This window comes from Latilactobacillus graminis DSM 20719, from assembly GCF_001436415.1.
Taxonomy (GTDB): domain Bacteria; phylum Bacillota; class Bacilli; order Lactobacillales; family Lactobacillaceae; genus Latilactobacillus; species Latilactobacillus graminis.
Genome location: NZ_AYZB01000021.1, coordinates 24,920 through 44,164 on the forward strand (window position 1 = coordinate 24,920; position 19,245 = coordinate 44,164).

Below are 19,245 nucleotides of genomic sequence, written 5' to 3' on the forward strand. Positions count from 1 at the left end.
TTTGATTACCCCTTTTTGTATTATCTTAAGAAAATCAGTGCAATTGTCAACAAACCCATCAGAATAAACGCAACAGTATCTTTTGTCCGCCATTTTAAAATCCGATACTTGCTGCGACCTTCGCCGCCTTGATACCCGCGCGCTTCCATCGCAGTTGCTAAATCATCAGCTCGATTAAAGCTGCTAACAAATAGCGGAATTAAAATCGGCACAATAGCTTTCATTTGTTGGAATAAATTCCCCTCACCAAAATCAACCCCGCGTGCTCGTTGAGCATCCATGATTTTAGTTGTTTCGTCCATCAACGTCGGCACAAAACGTAGCGCAATCGAAAGCATTAACGCCACTTCATAAACGGGAAAATGAACGACTTTTAGCGGTTTAAGAATTGATTCAATCGCATCTGCCAAGGAAAGCGGCGGCGTCGTTAGTGTCAATAAAGTAGACATGAAGATAATCAACACAAAGCGCATAAAGATATAGGCGCCATTTATCAACCCATATTGCGTAAGTGACAAAAAGCCCCACTGCCAATAGACATGCCCGCCTCGTGTGAAAAAAATCTGTAATAAGACGGTAAAGAGGATCAGCCATAGCAGCGGTTTAACCCCCTTAATAAAGAAATCAAGTTTAATTTTTGAGATGCCAATTAGAACCAGTGTAAAGACTAGCAACAAAGCATAGGCCTGCCACGTTCTCGCTAAGAAGATAATTCCAATATAGTAAAAACTAGCCAATAACTTGGCCCGTGGATCCATGCGATGCAAAATTGAATCTCCAGGAATATACCGTCCAAGAATGAGTTTATTCATGTGCCCGCCCCGCCTTCTTCGGTAATTGTTCAGCTAGTAAAGCTGCCAATTCGTGTTCCGTCAGTGGCACTTGATCAAAGATAAAACCGCGGCGACTTAACGCTTGTGCAAATTGCGTGGTAGTCGGTAATCCTAGTTGTTTTTCTGTTAACCAATCCGGATCAGCAAAAATTTCGCGTGGTGAACCCGTTTTAGCAAGCCGCCCATGTTCCAAAACAATCACATTATCAGCATAGTTGGCGACATCATCCATTTGATGCGTCACCATGACAATCGTCATGCCTTGTTCAATATGAAGTTTCTCAAAAAGACCCATCATTTCACGCCGACCAACTGGATCGAGACCCGCTGTTGGTTCATCCAAGACCAACACTTCTGGCTGCATCGCTAATACGCCGGCAATTGCCACGCGGCGCATTTGACCGCCCGATAAATCAAAAGGTGATTTGTCAATCACATTAGCGGGTAAACCGACGAGTTCAATCATCTCTTTTGCACGTGCAAGTGCTTCGTCTATAGGCACGCCAAAATTCTGTGGACCAAAAGCAATATCTTTTTGCACCGTTGACTCAAATAACTGGCTTTCTGGAAATTGAAAAACCATCCCGACCTTTTGGCGTATCGCCTTTAAATGTTTATTATTCGTCTCAGGCGTAATTTCCCGTGTTCCAATTTTAACAACACCACTCGTTGGCTTTAAAAGCGCATTAAGATGTTGTAACAGCGTCGATTTACCGCTACCCGTATGACCAATCAAGGCCGTGTATGAGCCACTGGGAATTGTGACATTGATGTCTTGTAGCCCCACTCCTTGAAAAGGCGTACCTGGCTGATAAGTGTAGCTTACATTTTGGAATGTAATGTCCATAAATAATCAACCATCCTTTCCGTTGTCAGGTAATCTGTAGGCATTTCAATCTGCAGTTTATTCAATGCTGCTTTTAACTTCTCTGGATATGGAACATCTAATCCTAAATCCAGTAAACGTTGGCCATACGCAAAAATATCAGCCGGTGTCCCTTGATCGTAAACTTGCCCATTATCTAATATAATAATTCGATCCGCACTGGCAGCCTCGTCAATATCATGCGTAATTGATAAAACCGTCATATTCGTTTCTTGTTTCAATTTATGAATCGTTGCCAGGACTTCTTCACGCCCTTTAGGATCTAGCATGCTTGTTGCTTCATCGAGAATCAAAATCTCCGGTTGTTGCGCAATAATCCCGGCTAAGGCGACTCGCTGTTTCTGACCACCTGACAACCGACTTGGTTCCCGTTTTAAGTAGTCAAGCATGCCAACCCGCTTCACAGCCTCCTGGACACGTTCAATCATTTCTGGTCGTGGCACTCCTTGGTTTTCCAGACCAAAAGCAACATCGTCTTCAACTGTAGCACCCACAAATTGGTTATCCGGATTTTGAAAAACCATTCCAATTTTTTTCCGAATCGACCAGACCGTATCTAATGCCAACGGTAAGTCATCAATCATTACTGACCCTGACTGTAAATCTAACAGGCCATTCAGTGATTTGGCAAAAGTACTCTTGCCACTGCCATTATGACCAATAATCGCGACCCATTCACCAGCGTTGATACTAACAGAAAGATTGTTCAAAGCTAAATGCCCATCAGATTGTGGATATTCATATTTTAACTGTTCAACTTGAATTATTTTTTGCTCATCCATGTTTAGTAACCCGTATTTTCCTTGGAATAAATGCCTATTGATAATCGTATCAGTACACATTTAAAAATTAAAAACCTATTCCCATTTTATCATATATTGAAACATAACGCCTTTGTTAGTTATTCTTTATCGCAAAACGAAAATAACAAAAAAACGTCTAACTCCGCTTAAATCCAGAATTAGACGTTATTATGTAAATCATTAATCGATGAAAGCCATCCTCTGGTGCTAGCATGACTTTAGGACTAGACTCGGAATGTCTCCACCATCATAGCGCCCTGTCTCATCGATCAAATGACCTAAATTATTTTGTGATTATACAAGTTCAATAATCACCATTAATGCACCGTCACCACGACGAGGGGCTGTTTTAAGAATACGTGTGTAGCCACCATTTCTTTCAGCATAACGTGGAGCAATGTCACTAAATAATTTTTGTAATGCAGATTGAACGATTACAGCATCGTCTTCTTCACGAATATCAGCTACTTCATTACGAACGAATGCTGCAGCTTGACGACGAGCATGTAAATCACCGCGTTTACCTAAAGTGATCATTTTTTCAGTTGTTTTACGAATTTCTTTGGCACGAGCTTCAGTAGTAATAATACGTTCATTGATAATTAAATCTGTTGTCAAATCACGTAACATTGCCTTACGTTGTGAGCTAGTGCGACCTAATTTACGATAACTCATGAATGGAGTCCCTCCTTCTTATCAGTTTATTCTTCTGTGCGTAAGCCTAAGCCAAGATCAGATAACTTGTTCTTAACTTCTTCCAACGACTTGCGCCCAAGATTTCTAACTTTCATCATATCTGCTTCTGATTTGTCAGTTAACTCTTGAACAGTGTTGATGCCAGCTCGTTTCAAACAGTTGTATGAACGAACTGATAAATCCAACTCTTCAATTGTCATTTCAAGCATTTTCTCTTTATGTGTCTCTTCTTTTTCGACCATGATTTCAGCATTTTTTGCTTCATCAGTAAGATCTACAAAGATTGCCAAATGCTCTGTCATAATCTTCGCAGCTAAGCTAATAGCTTCTCTAGGACTGATGGAACCGTTTGTCCAAACATCAAGTGTTAACTTGTCGAAATCGTTACGACGACCAACACGTGTACTTTCTACTTGATAGTTGACACGACTGATTGGGGTATAAATTGAGTCGATTGGCAAAACACCAATTGGCATATCGTCTGACTTGTTTTGATCAGCAGCAACATAACCACGGCCTTTTTTAACTGTCATTCGCACGTGAAAATTGCCGCCTTCAGCTACTGTACAAATATATTGATCAGTATTTAAGACTTCAACATCATCATCCGAAATGATATCAGCAGCAGTAACTGTTGCCGGACCTTTAACGTCGATTTCAATTGTTTTGTCTTCTTCAACATGCAATTTAAGTGCTAATTTTTTAATATTCAAAATGATTTGTGTTACGTCTTCTAAAACGCCATCAATCGTTGAAAATTCATGTAAAACACCATCAATTTGAATATCTGTGACAGCAGTACCTGGCAAAGAAGCGAGTAGAATACGGCGTAAGGAGTTACCTAAAGTCGTACCATAGCCACGTTCAAGTGGTTCCACAACGAATTTACCGTAGTTAGTACTTTCATCAACCTTTGTAATGTTTGGTTTTTCAAATTCGATCATTCTTATCTTTTACCCCTTTCAAAACGAGAAGTGTTTATACGTGAACACGTTTCAGTTTGTCTCAAAATGAAGCGTAGCCCAGACTAAACACGACGGCGTTTTGGAGGACGAGATCCATTATGAGGAACTGGTGTAACGTCACGAATAGCAGTAACTTCTAAACCAGTTGCTTGTAATGAGCGAATTGCAGCTTCACGGCCAGAACCTGGTCCCTTAACAGCAACTTCAACAGATTTCATACCATGTTCCATGGCTTCTTTACCAGCAGCTTCTGCAGCCATTTGAGCAGCAAAAGGTGTTGACTTACGACTACCTTTGAAGCCTAATGAACCAGCAGATGACCATGCAACAGCATTCCCATTGGGATCAGTAACCATCACAAGAGTGTTGTTAAATGTTGAATGAATATGCGCAACACCGGCTTCGATATTTTTCTTCACACGACGCTTACGTGGGGCATTTTTCTTGTTTGCCATAAATTATAACCTCCTTTTACTGATTATTTCTTCTTGCCTGCCATTGTAACTTTCTTGCCTTTACGAGTCCGTGCGTTATTCTTCGTGTTTTGACCACGAACTGGTAATCCACGACGATGACGCATGCCACGATAAGAACCGATTTCTTGTAGACGTTTGATGTTCAAGCTAACTTCACGACGAAGATCGCCTTCAACTTTAACCTTATCGATTGCTGCACGGATCTTATCTTCTTGATCCGGCGTTAAATCACGAGTACGGACGTCTTCTGCGACGCCAGCATCAGCCAAGACTTTAACGGCAGTTGTATTTCCGATACCGAAAATATAAGTTAAAGCAATCACAATTTGTTTATCACGTGGTAAATCCACACCTGCGATACGTGCCATTCTTGCACCTCCTGCTTAATTAATATTAACCTTGACGTTGTTTATGTTTTGGATTAGCTGCGCAGATAATCATAACGCGGCCTTTTCGTTTGACAACTTTACAATGTTCACACATTGGTTTTACTGATGGTCTTACTTTCATATCGACTGACCTCCTTGATATGATCCTTACGTCTATTTAAAACGATACGTAATTCGTCCCTTAGTCAAATCATAGGGTGACAATTCAACTGTCACACGATCACCAGGTAAAATTTTAATATAATTCTTACGAATTTTACCAGAAACATGTGCCAGAATAATGGCCCCATTTTCAAGTTCTACTTTAAACATTGCATTTGGTAAAGTATCAGTTACTTTACCTTCAATTTCAATGACGTCATCTTTTGCCACGCAAAAGTACCCCCTTGTGGTTGTGAAAATTCATACAGAAAAATGGTGAGCGCTCTCCGCCTCACCGTTAGTGGTCATACCGAGATATTATATCACAAGTATTAAATTTTTAAAAGCACTGAAATTTCTGTCATTAATAACTAGTCAGGCTTTTACGTGAACAATGACCATAAGATCACTTGAGTTGATGACTAGTCTTTAATAGTATCAAGTACTTTTTGAACGGCAGAGAACACAGCATCAATTTCTTGATTTCCATCTACCGTATAAAGTAGGTTTCGTTTTGCATAATAATCTAGTAAAGGTGTATTCATTTCAATATTGACCTTTAAACGATTCTTAACCGTTTCAGGTTTATCGTCTTCTCGTTGGAAGAAAACATGTCCGCCACAACGATCACATGTGCCTTCCACTTTAGTTGGATGATAAAGTTTGTGATACGTTGCACCACAATTTTTACAAATAAAGCGTCCTGATAAACGATCAGCTAAGATTTCAGGATCAACATCAATGTTGATCACTCCATCTAAAGGCTTACTTAATTTATCAGTAATAGTCGCTAAAGCATCCGCCTGATCAAGAGTCCGTGGAAAACCATCAAGAAGATAACCTACACTAGTGTCTGCTTGTGCAAGACGTTCCTCAACAATTCCGTTTGTCACATCATCTGGTACCAATTCACCTTTATCGATGAAAGTCTTAGCTTTTACCCCAAGTTCAGTTTGATCTGCCATCGCAGCACGAAACATATCACCAGTTGAAATATGTGGAATATGATAAGCGTCAACAATCTTTTCAGCTTGCGTTCCCTTACCAGCGCCGGGAAGTCCCATTAACATGAGATTCATGTCTTTGCCTCCTATTTAAAACCAGGATTCAATCTTTTAACCCGATAATTATTTATCGAATAAATCCAACGTATTTACGCTTCATAAGTAACCCTTCAAGTTGACGTGTACTTTCTAAAGCAACACCAACCACGATTAGTAAACTCGTCCCACCTAAACCAATTGATTGAGGTAAGCCACCGAGGTTTGCCGCTAGTTGTGGTAATAATGCAATTACCCCAAGGAACAACGCTCCAACAGTTGAAAGTCGCATCAATACGCTAGACAGATACTTCTCTGTCCCTTTACCCGGCCAAACGCCTGGAATATAACTCCCCTGTTTGGTCAGATTCTCTGCCACTTTTTCAGGGTTGACCTGAACAAAGGCGTAGAAGAAGGTAAAGAGAACAATGAGCACCGTATAAACAATCGAGCCCGTCACAGTCTGCATACTAAAGATATTTGATAATACTTTAAACCAAGTATCTGTACTATGACTAGACTGGAAGGCCATTAAGATCGTTTGAGGTGTCATAATAAATGAACTAGCAAAAATAACCGGAATCACACCTGCAACATTAACTTTCAGTGGTAGGTAACTATTTTCACCTGCACCAGCTTCACGACGTGTGTATTGAATCGGAATCTTTCGATTTGCCTGTTGAACCCAGGTTACAAAAGTGACAATTATTAGAATCACAATAATTAAACCGATGATGAATAAAATTCCTTTCCACATATCACCTTTTGAAGCATTCAAGACTTGCTCACGGAAGATCTGATAAAGGCCGCTTGGAAGGCGCGCAATAATCCCCGCAAAGATGATCATTGATACGCCGTTACCCAAGCCTTTATCGGTTATTTGTTCACCCAACCAAGTAATTAACATCGTACCACCGGTTAAGATAATTCCAATGCTAACAAAGGTCTTAACCCCTGGATCTTTAACCAAACCCATTTGACTGAGTGAGTTAAAACCAGCGGTAATCCCAATCGATTGAATAAATGCCAAAGCGATGGTTAAGTAACGTGTCACCTGGTTCAGTTTACGTCGTCCAACTTCACCTTGCTTGCTCCATTCAACAAATTTAGGCACAATGTCCATTTGCAGCAATTGCACCACAATTTGAGCAGTAATGAATGGCGAAACTCCCATTGAGAAGATTGAATAGTTTGCCAAGCCGCCCCCACTAACTGTATCAAGTAATGGGATCAACCCGGTCGATCCCAACTTAGTCAATGCTCCGGCATTCACTCCTGGTACCGTAATTTGCGCGCCTAAACGATAAACGATCAAAACGCCTAAAGTAAACAAAATTTTACTACGAATTTCTTTTACTTTAAATGCGTTTTTGAGTGTCTTTAGCAATTAAATCACCTCAATTGAACCGCCAGCAGCTTCTACAGCAGCTTTTGCAGCTTCAGAATACTTGCTTACCTTAATGTTCAATTTTTTGTTTAATTCACCATTCGCTAATAATTTAACACCTGATAATTCATTTTTAACAACGCCTGCTTCAATTAGAACAGTTGCAGTAATTTCTGCACCGTCTTCAAAACGATTTAAATCATTCAAATTAACAACTGCATATTCTTTACGGTTGATATTTTTGAATCCACGTTTTGGCATCCGTCGGAATAAAGGCATTTGCCCACCTTCAAAGCCTAAACGAACCTTACTACGGGCTTTTTGGCCTTTTTGACCACGACCTGCAGTCTTACCAGTACCTGAAGAAGTCCCACGGCCGACACGTTTGCGAACGTCACGAGCACCTTCATTAGGTTTCATTTCATGTAATTTCATTATTGTGCGCACCTCCTTGCAATATATGTTGAAATTAATCTTTAATTTCTTCGACTGTTACTAAATGTGCGAGTTTAAAAATCACGCCACGAGTTGCAGCATCATCTGGTTTGATTACAGAACTATTTACTCGGTTCAAGCCAAATTCTTTGACCATTTTACGTTGTTCTGGAAGACGATGAGCAGCACTTTTTCTTAAAGTAATCTTTAATTTAGCCATGTTCAGTTATCCTCCTAGTTTTGTAAGCTTTCTACAGATACATTACGTAATTCTGCAATTTCTTCAGCAGTCTTCATACGAGTTAAACCGTCAATTGTGGCCCGGATAACATTGATAGCTGTTTTGCTACCTAATGTTTTACTTGTCACATCATCGATTCCTGCTAATTCCATAACGGCACGAACGGCACCACCGGCAGCAATACCAGAACCTTCAACAGCTGGTTTTAATAGAACACGGCCAGCGCCGAAGCGACCAATAATTTCATGAGGTAATGTTGTTCCGACCTTAGGAACATTGATAAGATTCTTTTTAGCGTCTTCAACGGCTTTACGGATTGCTTCAGGAACTTCTTGTGCTTTACCTGTCCCGAAACCAACGTGACCGTCTTTATCACCAACGATTACAATTGCTGCGAAACGTAGACGACGTCCACCTTTAACAACTTTTGTAACTCGGTTGATTGAAACAACGCGATCTTCTAAATCTAAATGAGTTGGATCAATGTAAGTCATAAATGGTTTTCCTCCTTATTAGAATTCTAGTCCGTTTTCACGGGCAGCTGTAGCTAAAGCTTCGATACGACCGTGGTATAAGTAACCGCCACGATCAAAAACAACAACTTTATGGCCGGCTTTGACCGCACGTTGTGCAACCAATGCACCAACTTGTTGTGCTTGTTCAACTTTAGTACCCTCTACTTTTACTTCTTTATCTAATGTTGAGGCACTTGCTAGCGTCACACCCGCTACGTCATCAAAAAGTTGAGCGTAGATGTTTTTGTTAGAACGGAAAACGTTCAAGCGTGGGCAGTCAGCAGTACCAGAGATCTTGCCACGAACGCGAGTATGGCGCTTTTGACGTGTCTTATTCTTGTCTGGTTTTGTAATCACAATTTTCACCTCTTAATATCATTTAACAGCCTAAGCTGCTTTATTTACCAGTTTTACCTTCTTTACGGCGAACATATTCATCAGTATAACGAATACCTTTACCTTTATAAGGTTCTGGAGGACGGACATCACGAATTTCAGCTGCGAATTGGCCAACTTTTTGTTTGCTAATACCGCTAATAATGATGTTTGTATTTGATGGGACTTCAACTGTAATACCTTCTGGCGCTTCCATTTCAACTGGATGTGAATAGCCAACGTTCAATACTAAAGTTTTGCCTTTCAATTGAGCACGGTAACCAACACCGATAAGATCTAATGTTTTCTTAAAACCTTCCGTTACGCCCAAAATCATATTGTTTAAGTTAGCACGCATAGTACCGTGCATTGCACGATCACTTTCGCTATTACGTGTGAAATTAATAAGGTTACCTTCTTCGTGCATTTCAATCACAGGACTGAAATGACGTGTTAGTTCCCCTTTAGGTCCCTTAACTGTGATGTTTTCACCGTCTTTAGTAACGGTAACACCTGCAGGAACTTCGATTACTTTTAATCCGATACGACTCACGTTATGACACCTCCTTATTTTAAGTTTAGATTACCAAACGTATGCGAGTACTTCGCCGCCGGCAGCCTTTTCACGTGCTTCTTTGTCTGTTAAGACACCATTACTTGTTGAGATAATTGCGATGCCCAAACCGTTTAATACCTTAGGAACATCATTAGCTTTAACGTAATTACGTAAACCAGGTTTTGAAATCCGTTTCAAACCAGAGATAACACGTTCGTTATTCTTGCCATATTTCAAGAATACACGGATGATACCTTGTTTGTCGTCTTCAATCACTTCGTAATCGCGGATAAAGCCTTCGCGTTTCAAAATTTCAGAAATTTCTTTTTTCATACGTGAAGCAGGGACTTCTAATGATTCGTGATGTACCATATTGGCATTCCGAATACGTGTTAGATAGTCTGCGATTGGATCTGTCATGACCATGTGGAATTAACCTCCTTATTGACTCTTTATAATTACCAGCTTGCTTTTTTCATGCCTGGAATTTGGCCCTTATGAGCTAATTCACGGAGGCAAACCCGGCAAAGCTTAAACTTACGATATACAGAATGTGGACGTCCACAACGTTCGCAACGTGAATATTCTTGTGTTGAAAATTTTGCTGGACGATGATTCTTTACAACTAAAGACTTTTTAGCCAAGAAATTGACCTCCCTTTTTATTTAGCAAATGGCATGCCAAATTGTGTTAACAATTCGCGTGCTTCTTCGTCAGTATTTGAAGTTGTTACAATAACAACATCTAAGCCACGAACGCGATCTACCTTATCATAATCGATTTCAGGGAAGATCAATTGTTCGCGTACACCTAATGTATAATTACCGCGACCATCGAATGACTTTGCACTAACACCGTGAAAATCACGAACACGAGGTAAAGATACGTTAACTAATTTATCTAAGAAATCGTACATTCTTTCGCCACGTAAGGTTACTTTGGCGCCAATTGGCATCCCTTCACGTAAACGGAAACCAGCAATTGATTTCTTAGCCTTAGTGATTAATGGTTTTTGACCAGCAATCAAGCCTAATTCTTCAACAGCTTTGTCCAAGTTCTTAGCGTTTGAAACAGCATCACCAACACCCATATTAAGTACGATTTTTTCAATCTTAGGAACTTGCATGCTTGATGTATAGTTGAATTTTTCGATCAATGCTGGTGTCATTTCTTTAACATATTTTTCTTTTAAACGGTTAGTCATGTAAAAAGTGCCTCCTTTCCCCAAAAATTATTTATCGATTGATTCTCCAGTTTTCTTTGACACGCGTACTTTTTTTCCATCGACAACTTTGTAACCTACACGAGTAGCTTCGTTGTTTGATGGATCAATTAGCATGACGTTTGAAGCATCGATACTTGCCTCTGTATCAACAATCCCACCATTAGGATTTTGAGCGTTTGGCTTAACGTGCTTTTTAACGGTATTGATACCTTCAACAAAAACCCGCCCTTCTTTGGGCATTGCTTTGATGATTGTACCTTCTTTACCTTTATCTTTACCACTGATTACTTTAACTTTATCACCAGTTTTAACGAACATTGATATACGCACCTCCTTGGTTGTCTGTAATTATAGAACTTCAGGCGCTAAGGAAACGATCTTCATGAAATCATTGTCACGTAATTCACGTGCAACTGGTCCAAAGATCCGAGTTCCTTTTGGAGTCTTGTCATCATTGATGATAACAGCAGCGTTTTCGTCGAACTTGATGTAAGAACCGTCTACACGACGAGCTCCTGACTTAGTACGAACGATAACAGCCTTGACAACTTCACCTTTTTTGACAACGCCACCTGGTGTTGCCTGTTTAATTGTTGCAACGATAACATCACCGATGTTAGCAGTCTTGCGACCTGAACCACCTAAAACTTTAATAGTTAAAATTTCGCGGGCACCGGAGTTATCAGCAACCTTAAGACGACTTTCTGTTTGAATCACTTATAGGTCCTCCTTCCGTCACTTATATATTGAGTAACGATTTAGATAATAACTGCTTTTTCAACGACATCTAATAAACGGAACCGTTTGGTACGTGACAAAGGACGAGTTTCCATAACACGCACAACATCGCCAACTTTTGCTTCGTTGTTGTCATCTTGTGCATAATATTTCTTCGAATATTTAACACGTTTACCATATTCAGGATGTGTTTTATAAGTTTCAACCATGACAGTAATTGTTTTATCCATTTTGTCAGAAACAACACGGCCTTGGTACACTTTACGATGGTTACGACTTTCTTCGCTCAAAGTAAATAGCTCCTTTCCATTTATTATTTGTTAAGTTCTTGTTGACGTAATACAGTTTTAATCCGAGCAATGTTCTGACGAACTTGCTTTAAGCGGGCGGTATTTTCTAATTGACCGGTAGCTTGTTGGAAACGAAGATTAAATAACTCTTCTTTGTATTGGTGTTCTTTTTCAAGCATTTCAGCAGTGGTTAATTCAATAATATCTTTAGCCTTCATTTGACTCGCCACCTACTTCCTCGCGTTTTACGATCTTAGTTTTAATTGGCAATTTATGTGATGCCAAGCGCAATGCTTCACGAGCAACTTCTTCAGATACGCCACCGACTTCAAACATGATCTTTTCACGTTTTACAACAGCAACCCATCCAGCAGGAGCACCCTTACCTGAACCCATTCGAACGCCGACACCTTTTGCGGTGTATGATTTGTGAGGGAAAATTTTAATCCATACTTTCCCACCACGTTTCATGTAACGAGTCATGGCAACACGAGCAGCTTCGATTTGGCGGTTGGTAATCCAACTTGACTCTAAAGCTTGTAGCCCAAATTCACCAAAAGTGACTTCTTTACCGCCTTTTGCAGCACCGCGCATCTTCCCACGGAATTCACGACGATGTTTTACACGTTTAGGTACTAACATGTTTATTTCCCTCCTTTCGTATTATTGTTGGCTTTATCAGGTAAAATTTCGCCCCGATAAATCCAAGTCTTAACTCCTAATTTACCGTAAGTAGTCATGGCTTCATCCCATGAATAATCGATGTCAGCACGTAACGTATGCAAAGGAACAGTTCCTTGTGCATGAGTTTCGACACGTGACATGTCAGCACCATTCAAACGACCGGCAACTTGGGTTTTAATTCCTTTAGCCCCAGCGCGCATTGTTCGTTGCATAGCTTGGCGTTGAGCGCGACGGAAAGCAACACGTGCTTCCAATTGACGAGCAATGCCTTCACCTACTAAGTGAGCGTCTAAATCAGGTTTCTTAATTTCCACAATGTTGATGTGTACTTTCTTACCTGTTAAGTTATTTAATTCTTTACGTAGATTTTCTACTTCAGAACCGCCTTTACCGATGACCATACCAGGTTTAGCAGTATGGATTGAAACGTTAACGCGATTTGCAGCACGTTCGATTTCAATAGTAGAGACAGATGCGTCAGCTAATTTTGTGTTGATATATTTACGAATCTTAAGATCTTCGTGTAAGAATGTTGCGAAATCTTTTTCTGCATACCATTTAGCGTCCCATTCACGGATGACGCCAACACGAAAACCGGTTGGATTAATCTTTTGACCCACGCGATATCCCTCCTTATGCTTCTTTTTCTGATACAACTACAGTGATGTGACTTGTACGTTTGTTGATTGGTGATGCTGAGCCTTTAGCGCGAGGACGAAAACGTTTCAATGTTGGTCCTTCGTTAACATAAGCTTCTGTAACGACCAAGTTTTCTGCATCTAAGTCATAATTGTGTTCTGCATTAGCGATAGCTGATTTCAAAACTTTAATTACGACTGGTGAAGCAGCTCTCGGTGTAAATTCTAAGATTGCAATTGCTTCTGCAACACTTTTGCCTCTGATCAAGTCGACTACCATCCGTACTTTACGGGCTGCCATGCGAACTGATTTAGCACTAGCTGTTGCACTAGTAATTTGATCTGCCATTGAGATTCATCCTCCTTTCTAGCGTGCTTTTGTTTTCTTATCGTCATTTCCATGACCATGGAAAGTTCTGGTTGGTACAAATTCACCTAATTTGTGGCCTACCATATCGTCTGAAATGTAAACTGGGACGTGTTTCCGTCCATCATAAACAGCGATTGTGTAGCCAATAAAGCTAGGGAAAATTGTCGAGCGACGGGACCAAGTCTTGATGACTTGTTTCTTTTCGCTGTCAGCTTGTGCTTCAATCTTGTTGAGCAAATGTGCATCTGCGAATGGCCCTTTTTTCAAACTACGACTCATTATGAAACCTCCTTCGAATAAAAAGTTCAATGTGACTGTTTAAGCCGCATCGGCTTTAGACCTGTTCAATTGGAATTGATTATCTTGATTTACGATGACGAATAATAAGTTTCTCTGAACGAGCCTTACTACTACGAGTCTTCTTACCAAGCGTCTTCTTACCCCATGGAGACATAGGAGAAGGACGTCCGATTGGTGCTTTACCTTCACCACCACCATGTGGATGATCGTTAGGGTTCATTACAGACCCACGAACTGTAGGACGAATACCCATCCAACGTTTACGGCCAGCTTTACCAATCTTGATTAATTCGTGTTGACCGTTACCAACGGTACCAATCGTTGCACGACATGTAACTAGGATCATACGTGTTTCACCAGAAGTTAACCGGACAATTGCGTACTTACCTTCTTTACCTAATAATTGAGCTGATGTGCCAGCTGAACGAACCAATTGGCCACCTTTACCAGGTTTTAATTCGATGTTGTGAATCAGTGTACCATCAGGAATGTTAGCTAATGGTAAAGCATTCCCAACTTTAATATCAGCGTCCACACCAGATTCAACGACCATGCCAACTTCAAGGCCCTTAGGCGCAATGATATATGATTTGATACCGTCTGGATATTGGATTAACGCAATGTTTGAAGTTCTGTTTGGATCGTATTCAATTGACTTAACAGTCGCTTTGATACCATCTTTGATACGTTTGAAGTCGATAACACGGTATTTTTGCTTATGACCGCCGCCACGATGACGAACGGTGATATGACCATGTGCATTACGACCAGCAGTATGGCTTTGGGATTCCAACAACGTCTTTTCAGGGGTTGTCTTTGTGATCTCAGCAAAATCTGAGCCGGTCATATTACGACGACCATTTGTGGTTGGTTTGTACTTAATAATTCCCACGTGTATACCCTCCTATAATTATTCTTATTCTATTTAAATATTGCTTAATCTTCAAAAATCTTAATTTCTTTTGAATCAGCAGTTAAAGTAACGATTGCTTTACGGCGTTTCTTAGTATAACCGGCATAGCGACCTTGACGTTTTAACTTACCACGAACATTCATGATGTTGACGTTTTTAACGTTGACACCAAAGATTTCTTCGATTGCATAACGCACTTGTGTTTTATTGGCACGAACATCAACATCAAATGTGTATTTCTTGTCGTCCATTGCAGCCATTGAATTTTCAGTAACTACGGGGCGTAAAATAACATCGCGTGCTTCCATTATGCAAGCACCTCCTCAATTTTAGAAAGAGCAGCTTGAGTAAGGATTAATTTTTGGTTGCCAACAACGTCTAATACGTTGATACCATCAGCAGGAACAACAGTTACGTTAGGTAAGTTGCGCGCTGATAATGCAGCAAAATCATTTCCATCTTCAAGTACTACCAGTGCTTTAGTATTAACGTCTAACTTGTTAAGTACTTCAGCAAATTCTTTAGTTTTAGGTGCGTCAAAGTTGAATGCATCTACAACAACTAAATCATTGTCGATAACCTTTTGTGAAAGTACTGACTTGATTGCAAGACGACGTACTTTACGAGGTAATTTGTAGCTGTATGAACGAGGTGTAGGGCCAAATACGGTACCACCACCACGCCATTGAGGTGAACGGATTGAGCCTTGACGAGCACGACCAGTACCCTTTTGACGCCAAGGTTTACGTCCACCACCGCGAACAGCTGATCTGTTCTTAACAGCATGTGTTCCTTGTCTTAATGAAGCCCGTTGCATGATGATTGCATCAAACACAACGTTTTCGTTCGGTTCGATAGCCCAGATTGAGTCGTTTAATTCAACGTTCCCATTTTGGCTACCATCTTGTTTAAATAATGTTACGTTTGCCATTGGTAAAATCCTCCCTTCTCAGATTATTTGTTACGAGCTTTAACCGCTGTTTTAATTGTAATCATTGAGTTTTTAGCACCTGGCACGTTACCTTTAACAAGGATAACGTTCTTTTCAACGTCTGTGCTTACAACCACAAGGTTTTGAACAGTACGTTGGTTGTTACCCATGCGCCCAGGTAATAATTTACCCTTGAAGACACGGTTGATAATCGCACCCATTGAACCAGGACGACGGTGATAACGAGAACCGTGACCCATAGGCCCACGTGATTGTCCGTCTTTTTTAATGTTACCTTGGAAACCATGACCTTTCGTTACACCAGTAACGTCAACGACGTCGCCGGCTGCGAAAGTATCAACTTTGATTTCTGTTCCTACTTCGTAATCTCCTAATGCGACATCTCTGAATTCTCTAATGAAGCGCTTAGGAGTAGTGTTTGCTTTTGCTACATGACCTTTAGCAGGTTTGTTTGACAAGACTTCACGTTTGTCTTCAAAGCCAACTTGGATGGCTTCATAGCCGTCTGTTTCATTTGTTTTAACTTGTAAAACAACGTTTGGTGTTGCTTTGATAACTGTTACGGGAATTAATTCACCATTTTCAGTGAAAACCTGTGTCATACCTACTTTTCTACCTAAGATTCCTTTTGTGGTCATGGTAACACCTCTTTTCTAGTATTTTTAAATTGGTTGGTACGAATTAAAGCTTGATTTCGATATCGACACCACTTGGTAAGTCAAGTTTCATCAATGAATCAACTGTCTTAGGTGTAGGGTTAACAATATCGATTAAACGTTTGTGTGTCCGCATTTCGAATTGTTCACGCGAATCTTTATGTTTATGTGGTGAACGAAGTACTGTATAAAGGGTTCTTTCAGTTGGTAATGGGATTGGGCCAGAGATAGTAGCACCTGTTCTCTTTGCTGTCTCCACAATCTTATCAGCTGATTGATCCAAAATACGGTGTTCGAATGCTTTTAAACGAATACGAATCTTTTGTTTTGCCATGTTTTTCCCTCCTTCGTCTATTTTAAAAGTAGACTAGCTCCGTGAAAATTTTCCGGCACGCCCGCCCATGGCAAAGCGGCCGGGTGTGTCGCAACCTCTCACATCTTAGCTACTCGATAATCTTTTGATTATCATAGTGCACACTCCTACTATAGAAATAGCACTTTATCTATCTTACAAGAAACAGCCACATAACGCAACCTTTTTTTGCTGTTTTATCAAAGTTTTCTCCGGCGTTTGTATAATCGTCATACCGAACATTATACGTGGCATTTAGCGCTTCTTTTGATACACTAAGAGCAACTTAAATCTCTTATAGGAGGCCACTACCATGTCCCATCGTGCACTTTTAATTATTGACTACACAAATGACTTCGTTGACCCAAACGGTGCTCTGACAGCCGGCAAACCCGCCCAGCAAATCGCTCCTGTAATTATCGAATTAGCTAACCAGTTCCTAGTAGCCGGTGATTACGTCATCTTACCGACTGACTTACACGGCAAAGATGATTCATTTCATCCAGAGGGCACCCTATTCCCACCACATAATCTAGCTAATACTTGGGGCCGTGAGTTTTACGGACCACTAGCTAGCTGGTACACCGAACACCAAACCAATCCTCACGTCTACGCATTTGCAAAGAATCGCTATTCAGCCTTCGCTAACACAAATCTAGATAATTTCTTACGCGAGCGCGAGATTAGCGCGTTAACACTGACTGGCGTTTGTACCGACATTTGTGTGCTCCACACTGCAGTCTCGGCGTATAATTTAAATTATCCACTAACGATTCCAGCTGCTGCCGTCGCAACTTTTACACCGAACGGGCAAGAATGGGCACTCGCGCATTTTAAAAACAGCCTCGGAGCTACAATTATCTAATTTGACTTTTAACGATCATCTGCTATCGTAATTAACGGGACAATATACCCATTCCATATAGAGGAGATTCTTTTTATGTTAAAAACAAACACAGCAATTGTGCTATCAATGGCGGTATTCGCTGCTTAGATAGCCAGTGCCGCCATTATTTCATTTAGATCATCATGAAATAACACACTGGAGGCGCATCATCATGCAAACACAACAAACAGCTTTTTTAATTTTTCAAAGCCAAGACCATTACAAAGTCCTACTCAATCATCAAGAATTAACCGCAACAATCAGCGGTCGGTACCGCCACTTGGCAGAAAGTACTAACGACCTGCCCGTTGTCGGCGATCAAGTGACCGGCGTGATCTATGATACGGATTATTTCCAAATCCAAGGACATCATCCCCGGCACACGCTTATTCAACGACACAACAGTAATAAGCAACAACGGATTCAAACTTTAGCGGCCAATGTTGCAACGATTTTCATCGTAACATCCGCCAATCAAGAGTTCAGCGAAGCGCGCTTACAACGCTATTTGACGATGGCTTGGGATAGCGGCGCAACACCGGTGATTGTTTTGAGTAAAACCGATTTAGTCAGCCACTCTGAGCTAACAACCTTTCTTGACGCCATTGCACGCGTGACATTCGACAGCGTTCCCGTCATCACAACTGACCAGACGACCTCGAATGTTGTAGCGGCTTTTAAATCATATTTAATAGCTGATCAATGGGTGACATTTGTCGGCTCATCCGGCGTTGGTAAATCAACCTTGATCAACCAGCTCATTAAAGAGCCTTCCATTTTAACGAGCGGCATTCGCGCTGACGATGATAAGGGGCGCCACACAACCACCAATCGACAAGCCTATCAAACTGCTAGCGGGGCCTTCATCGTCGATACTCCTGGCATGCGCGAACTCGGCATGACAAGTAGCATGTCTAAGGCACTCAAGACAGTCTTTACTGATATTGAGACGCTCGCACAGGACTGTCGATTCAAGGATTGCCAGCATCAAAGCGAACCCGGTTGCGCCGTACGAGCCGCAATCGATGCAGGTTCATTAATGCCTGAACGGCTAGCTGATTTCAATAAACTGGCTATCGAGGCGGACTATAGTCAACTATCCGCCCGCGAAGTCGAACAAGCAAAGGTTAAACGTCTGATGGGCAGTTTGAAAACACGTCCTACAAAACAAAACTAACTCAGTAAGCTGTGCCTAGAAACACAAAAAGGGAGTTACGACAAAAGTGATTTTTTTGTCGTAACTCCCTTTTTTTGGAGCAGCAGATATGAAAAAGAGTTTGAGTTTTTGCCAGGGCGGTGGCAAATCGAGTTAGCGGGGATTGAACCCGCATGAACCAGTATTAGTAACTAGCAGAGACTTATGCCTTCAAAAATAAGTCTTTGCCAATGACCAGAGAACCATTCGCTGTTCTTGGGAGGAATTTCAAATGGGCTGGCTCGTTTTACCATTAAACTATAACTCATTGGCGATGCTTTAGTTAGACGGATTCTTTAGGGAGGAAT

At 40.9% G+C, this 19,245-nt stretch carries 34 protein-coding genes; 2 read left to right on the forward strand and 32 right to left on the reverse strand.

Features of this window, described 5'->3' with window-relative positions; all coding sequences use genetic code 11:
- Positions 1-20: 20 nt before the first annotated feature.
- From FC90_RS04680 to rpsJ, 32 genes are all read right to left on the reverse strand, one after another.
- Positions 21-812: an energy-coupling factor transporter transmembrane component T family protein gene (locus FC90_RS04680; RefSeq protein WP_057908141.1), complete on the reverse strand. Its 792-nt coding sequence runs from the start codon at positions 810-812 to the stop codon at positions 21-23.
- Positions 805-1,680 carry an energy-coupling factor ABC transporter ATP-binding protein gene (locus tag FC90_RS04685; RefSeq protein ID WP_057908142.1) on the reverse strand — a complete coding sequence of 292 codons (876 nt, stop codon included), beginning with the start codon at positions 1,678-1,680 and terminating at the stop codon, positions 805-807. Before FC90_RS04685 ends, FC90_RS04680 begins: the two co-directional genes overlap by 8 nt.
- A complete protein-coding gene (locus FC90_RS04690; protein ID WP_057908143.1) occupies positions 1,656-2,501 on the reverse strand; it encodes an energy-coupling factor ABC transporter ATP-binding protein in 846 nt (281 codons plus the stop codon). Before FC90_RS04690 ends, FC90_RS04685 begins: the two co-directional genes overlap by 25 nt.
- Before the next feature lie 315 nt (positions 2,502-2,816).
- On the reverse strand, positions 2,817-3,197 hold the full coding sequence (rplQ, locus tag FC90_RS04695; RefSeq protein WP_004270204.1) for a 50S ribosomal protein L17: 381 nt from the start codon (positions 3,195-3,197) through the stop codon (positions 2,817-2,819).
- Between the two features lie 26 nt (positions 3,198-3,223).
- Complete coding sequence (locus FC90_RS04700) at positions 3,224-4,162, reverse strand: DNA-directed RNA polymerase subunit alpha (protein ID WP_057908144.1); 939 nt, start codon at positions 4,160-4,162, stop codon at positions 3,224-3,226.
- Positions 4,163-4,245: 83 nt separating this feature from the next.
- Positions 4,246-4,638, reverse strand: coding sequence for a 30S ribosomal protein S11 (gene rpsK / locus FC90_RS04705; protein WP_057908145.1), 393 nt, complete (start codon positions 4,636-4,638; stop codon positions 4,246-4,248).
- A gap of 23 nt (positions 4,639-4,661) precedes the next feature.
- Positions 4,662-5,027 carry a 30S ribosomal protein S13 gene (rpsM, locus tag FC90_RS04710; protein ID WP_057908146.1) on the reverse strand — a complete coding sequence of 122 codons (366 nt, stop codon included), beginning with the start codon at positions 5,025-5,027 and terminating at the stop codon, positions 4,662-4,664.
- Between the two features lie 25 nt (positions 5,028-5,052).
- The gene (gene rpmJ / locus FC90_RS04715; protein WP_025083339.1) at positions 5,053-5,169 is read right to left on the reverse strand and encodes a 50S ribosomal protein L36; all 117 of its coding nucleotides are present in this window, start codon (positions 5,167-5,169) and stop codon (positions 5,053-5,055) included.
- A gap of 32 nt (positions 5,170-5,201) precedes the next feature.
- A complete protein-coding gene (gene infA, locus FC90_RS04720; protein ID WP_057908147.1) occupies positions 5,202-5,420 on the reverse strand; it encodes a translation initiation factor IF-1 in 219 nt (72 codons plus the stop codon).
- A 191-nt stretch (positions 5,421-5,611) separates the two neighbouring features.
- Entirely contained in the window at positions 5,612-6,268 is a 657-nt protein-coding gene (locus tag FC90_RS04725) for an adenylate kinase (RefSeq protein ID WP_057908148.1), read from the reverse strand.
- A 52-nt stretch (positions 6,269-6,320) separates the two neighbouring features.
- A complete protein-coding gene (secY, locus tag FC90_RS04730; protein WP_057908149.1) occupies positions 6,321-7,616 on the reverse strand; it encodes a preprotein translocase subunit SecY in 1,296 nt (431 codons plus the stop codon).
- Complete coding sequence (gene rplO, locus FC90_RS04735; protein ID WP_057908150.1) at positions 7,617-8,051, reverse strand: 50S ribosomal protein L15; 435 nt, start codon at positions 8,049-8,051, stop codon at positions 7,617-7,619.
- A gap of 34 nt (positions 8,052-8,085) precedes the next feature.
- Positions 8,086-8,271: a 50S ribosomal protein L30 gene (rpmD, locus tag FC90_RS04740; RefSeq protein ID WP_004270183.1), complete on the reverse strand. Its 186-nt coding sequence runs from the start codon at positions 8,269-8,271 to the stop codon at positions 8,086-8,088.
- A 14-nt stretch (positions 8,272-8,285) separates the two neighbouring features.
- On the reverse strand, positions 8,286-8,786 hold the full coding sequence (rpsE, locus tag FC90_RS04745) for a 30S ribosomal protein S5 (RefSeq protein ID WP_004270199.1): 501 nt from the start codon (positions 8,784-8,786) through the stop codon (positions 8,286-8,288).
- A gap of 18 nt (positions 8,787-8,804) precedes the next feature.
- Entirely contained in the window at positions 8,805-9,164 is a 360-nt protein-coding gene (rplR, locus tag FC90_RS04750) for a 50S ribosomal protein L18 (protein ID WP_083482012.1), read from the reverse strand.
- Between the two features lie 40 nt (positions 9,165-9,204).
- Positions 9,205-9,735 (reverse strand): 50S ribosomal protein L6, encoded by a 531-nt coding sequence (gene rplF / locus FC90_RS04755; protein ID WP_057908152.1) that lies wholly within the window; start codon positions 9,733-9,735, stop codon positions 9,205-9,207.
- A 30-nt stretch (positions 9,736-9,765) separates the two neighbouring features.
- Positions 9,766-10,164, reverse strand: coding sequence for a 30S ribosomal protein S8 (gene rpsH, locus FC90_RS04760; RefSeq protein ID WP_057908153.1), 399 nt, complete (start codon positions 10,162-10,164; stop codon positions 9,766-9,768).
- 32 nt (positions 10,165-10,196) lie between these two features.
- Positions 10,197-10,382, reverse strand: a complete 186-nt coding sequence (locus tag FC90_RS09095; protein WP_076786297.1) for a type Z 30S ribosomal protein S14 — start codon at positions 10,380-10,382, stop codon at positions 10,197-10,199.
- 17 nt (positions 10,383-10,399) lie between these two features.
- The gene (gene rplE / locus FC90_RS04765) at positions 10,400-10,942 is read right to left on the reverse strand and encodes a 50S ribosomal protein L5 (protein WP_004270214.1); all 543 of its coding nucleotides are present in this window, start codon (positions 10,940-10,942) and stop codon (positions 10,400-10,402) included.
- A gap of 27 nt (positions 10,943-10,969) precedes the next feature.
- Positions 10,970-11,281, reverse strand: a complete 312-nt coding sequence (gene rplX, locus FC90_RS04770; protein WP_057908154.1) for a 50S ribosomal protein L24 — start codon at positions 11,279-11,281, stop codon at positions 10,970-10,972.
- 30 nt (positions 11,282-11,311) lie between these two features.
- Complete coding sequence (rplN, locus tag FC90_RS04775; protein ID WP_057908155.1) at positions 11,312-11,680, reverse strand: 50S ribosomal protein L14; 369 nt, start codon at positions 11,678-11,680, stop codon at positions 11,312-11,314.
- 41 nt (positions 11,681-11,721) lie between these two features.
- Entirely contained in the window at positions 11,722-11,991 is a 270-nt protein-coding gene (gene rpsQ / locus FC90_RS04780; RefSeq protein WP_011375442.1) for a 30S ribosomal protein S17, read from the reverse strand.
- A gap of 23 nt (positions 11,992-12,014) precedes the next feature.
- Positions 12,015-12,209, reverse strand: coding sequence for a 50S ribosomal protein L29 (gene rpmC, locus FC90_RS04785; protein ID WP_004270191.1), 195 nt, complete (start codon positions 12,207-12,209; stop codon positions 12,015-12,017).
- On the reverse strand, positions 12,199-12,633 hold the full coding sequence (gene rplP, locus FC90_RS04790; protein WP_057908156.1) for a 50S ribosomal protein L16: 435 nt from the start codon (positions 12,631-12,633) through the stop codon (positions 12,199-12,201). The genes rpmC and rplP overlap by 11 nt, the downstream gene beginning before the upstream one ends.
- Before the next feature lie 2 nt (positions 12,634-12,635).
- A complete protein-coding gene (gene rpsC / locus FC90_RS04795; protein WP_057908157.1) occupies positions 12,636-13,295 on the reverse strand; it encodes a 30S ribosomal protein S3 in 660 nt (219 codons plus the stop codon).
- 13 nt (positions 13,296-13,308) lie between these two features.
- The gene (gene rplV / locus FC90_RS04800; RefSeq protein ID WP_057908158.1) at positions 13,309-13,662 is read right to left on the reverse strand and encodes a 50S ribosomal protein L22; all 354 of its coding nucleotides are present in this window, start codon (positions 13,660-13,662) and stop codon (positions 13,309-13,311) included.
- A gap of 18 nt (positions 13,663-13,680) precedes the next feature.
- Positions 13,681-13,962, reverse strand: coding sequence for a 30S ribosomal protein S19 (rpsS, locus tag FC90_RS04805; protein ID WP_057908159.1), 282 nt, complete (start codon positions 13,960-13,962; stop codon positions 13,681-13,683).
- Between the two features lie 79 nt (positions 13,963-14,041).
- Positions 14,042-14,875: a 50S ribosomal protein L2 gene (gene rplB / locus FC90_RS04810; protein WP_057908160.1), complete on the reverse strand. Its 834-nt coding sequence runs from the start codon at positions 14,873-14,875 to the stop codon at positions 14,042-14,044.
- 44 nt (positions 14,876-14,919) lie between these two features.
- Positions 14,920-15,204, reverse strand: coding sequence for a 50S ribosomal protein L23 (rplW, locus tag FC90_RS04815; RefSeq protein WP_004270217.1), 285 nt, complete (start codon positions 15,202-15,204; stop codon positions 14,920-14,922).
- Positions 15,204-15,827, reverse strand: coding sequence for a 50S ribosomal protein L4 (rplD, locus tag FC90_RS04820; RefSeq protein ID WP_057908161.1), 624 nt, complete (start codon positions 15,825-15,827; stop codon positions 15,204-15,206). The genes rplW and rplD overlap by 1 nt, the downstream gene beginning before the upstream one ends.
- A 23-nt stretch (positions 15,828-15,850) precedes the next feature.
- A complete protein-coding gene (rplC, locus tag FC90_RS04825) occupies positions 15,851-16,486 on the reverse strand; it encodes a 50S ribosomal protein L3 (RefSeq protein WP_057908162.1) in 636 nt (211 codons plus the stop codon).
- A 43-nt stretch (positions 16,487-16,529) separates the two neighbouring features.
- Positions 16,530-16,838, reverse strand: a complete 309-nt coding sequence (rpsJ, locus tag FC90_RS04830; protein WP_004270220.1) for a 30S ribosomal protein S10 — start codon at positions 16,836-16,838, stop codon at positions 16,530-16,532.
- Between the two features lie 331 nt (positions 16,839-17,169).
- Between rpsJ and FC90_RS04835 the strand changes: the two genes are divergently transcribed.
- Entirely contained in the window at positions 17,170-17,721 is a 552-nt protein-coding gene (locus tag FC90_RS04835; RefSeq protein WP_057908163.1) for a cysteine hydrolase family protein, read from the forward strand.
- A gap of 193 nt (positions 17,722-17,914) precedes the next feature.
- The gene (gene rsgA / locus FC90_RS04840; protein WP_057908164.1) at positions 17,915-18,919 is read left to right on the forward strand and encodes a ribosome small subunit-dependent GTPase A; all 1,005 of its coding nucleotides are present in this window, start codon (positions 17,915-17,917) and stop codon (positions 18,917-18,919) included.
- Positions 18,920-19,245: the final 326 nt, after the last annotated feature.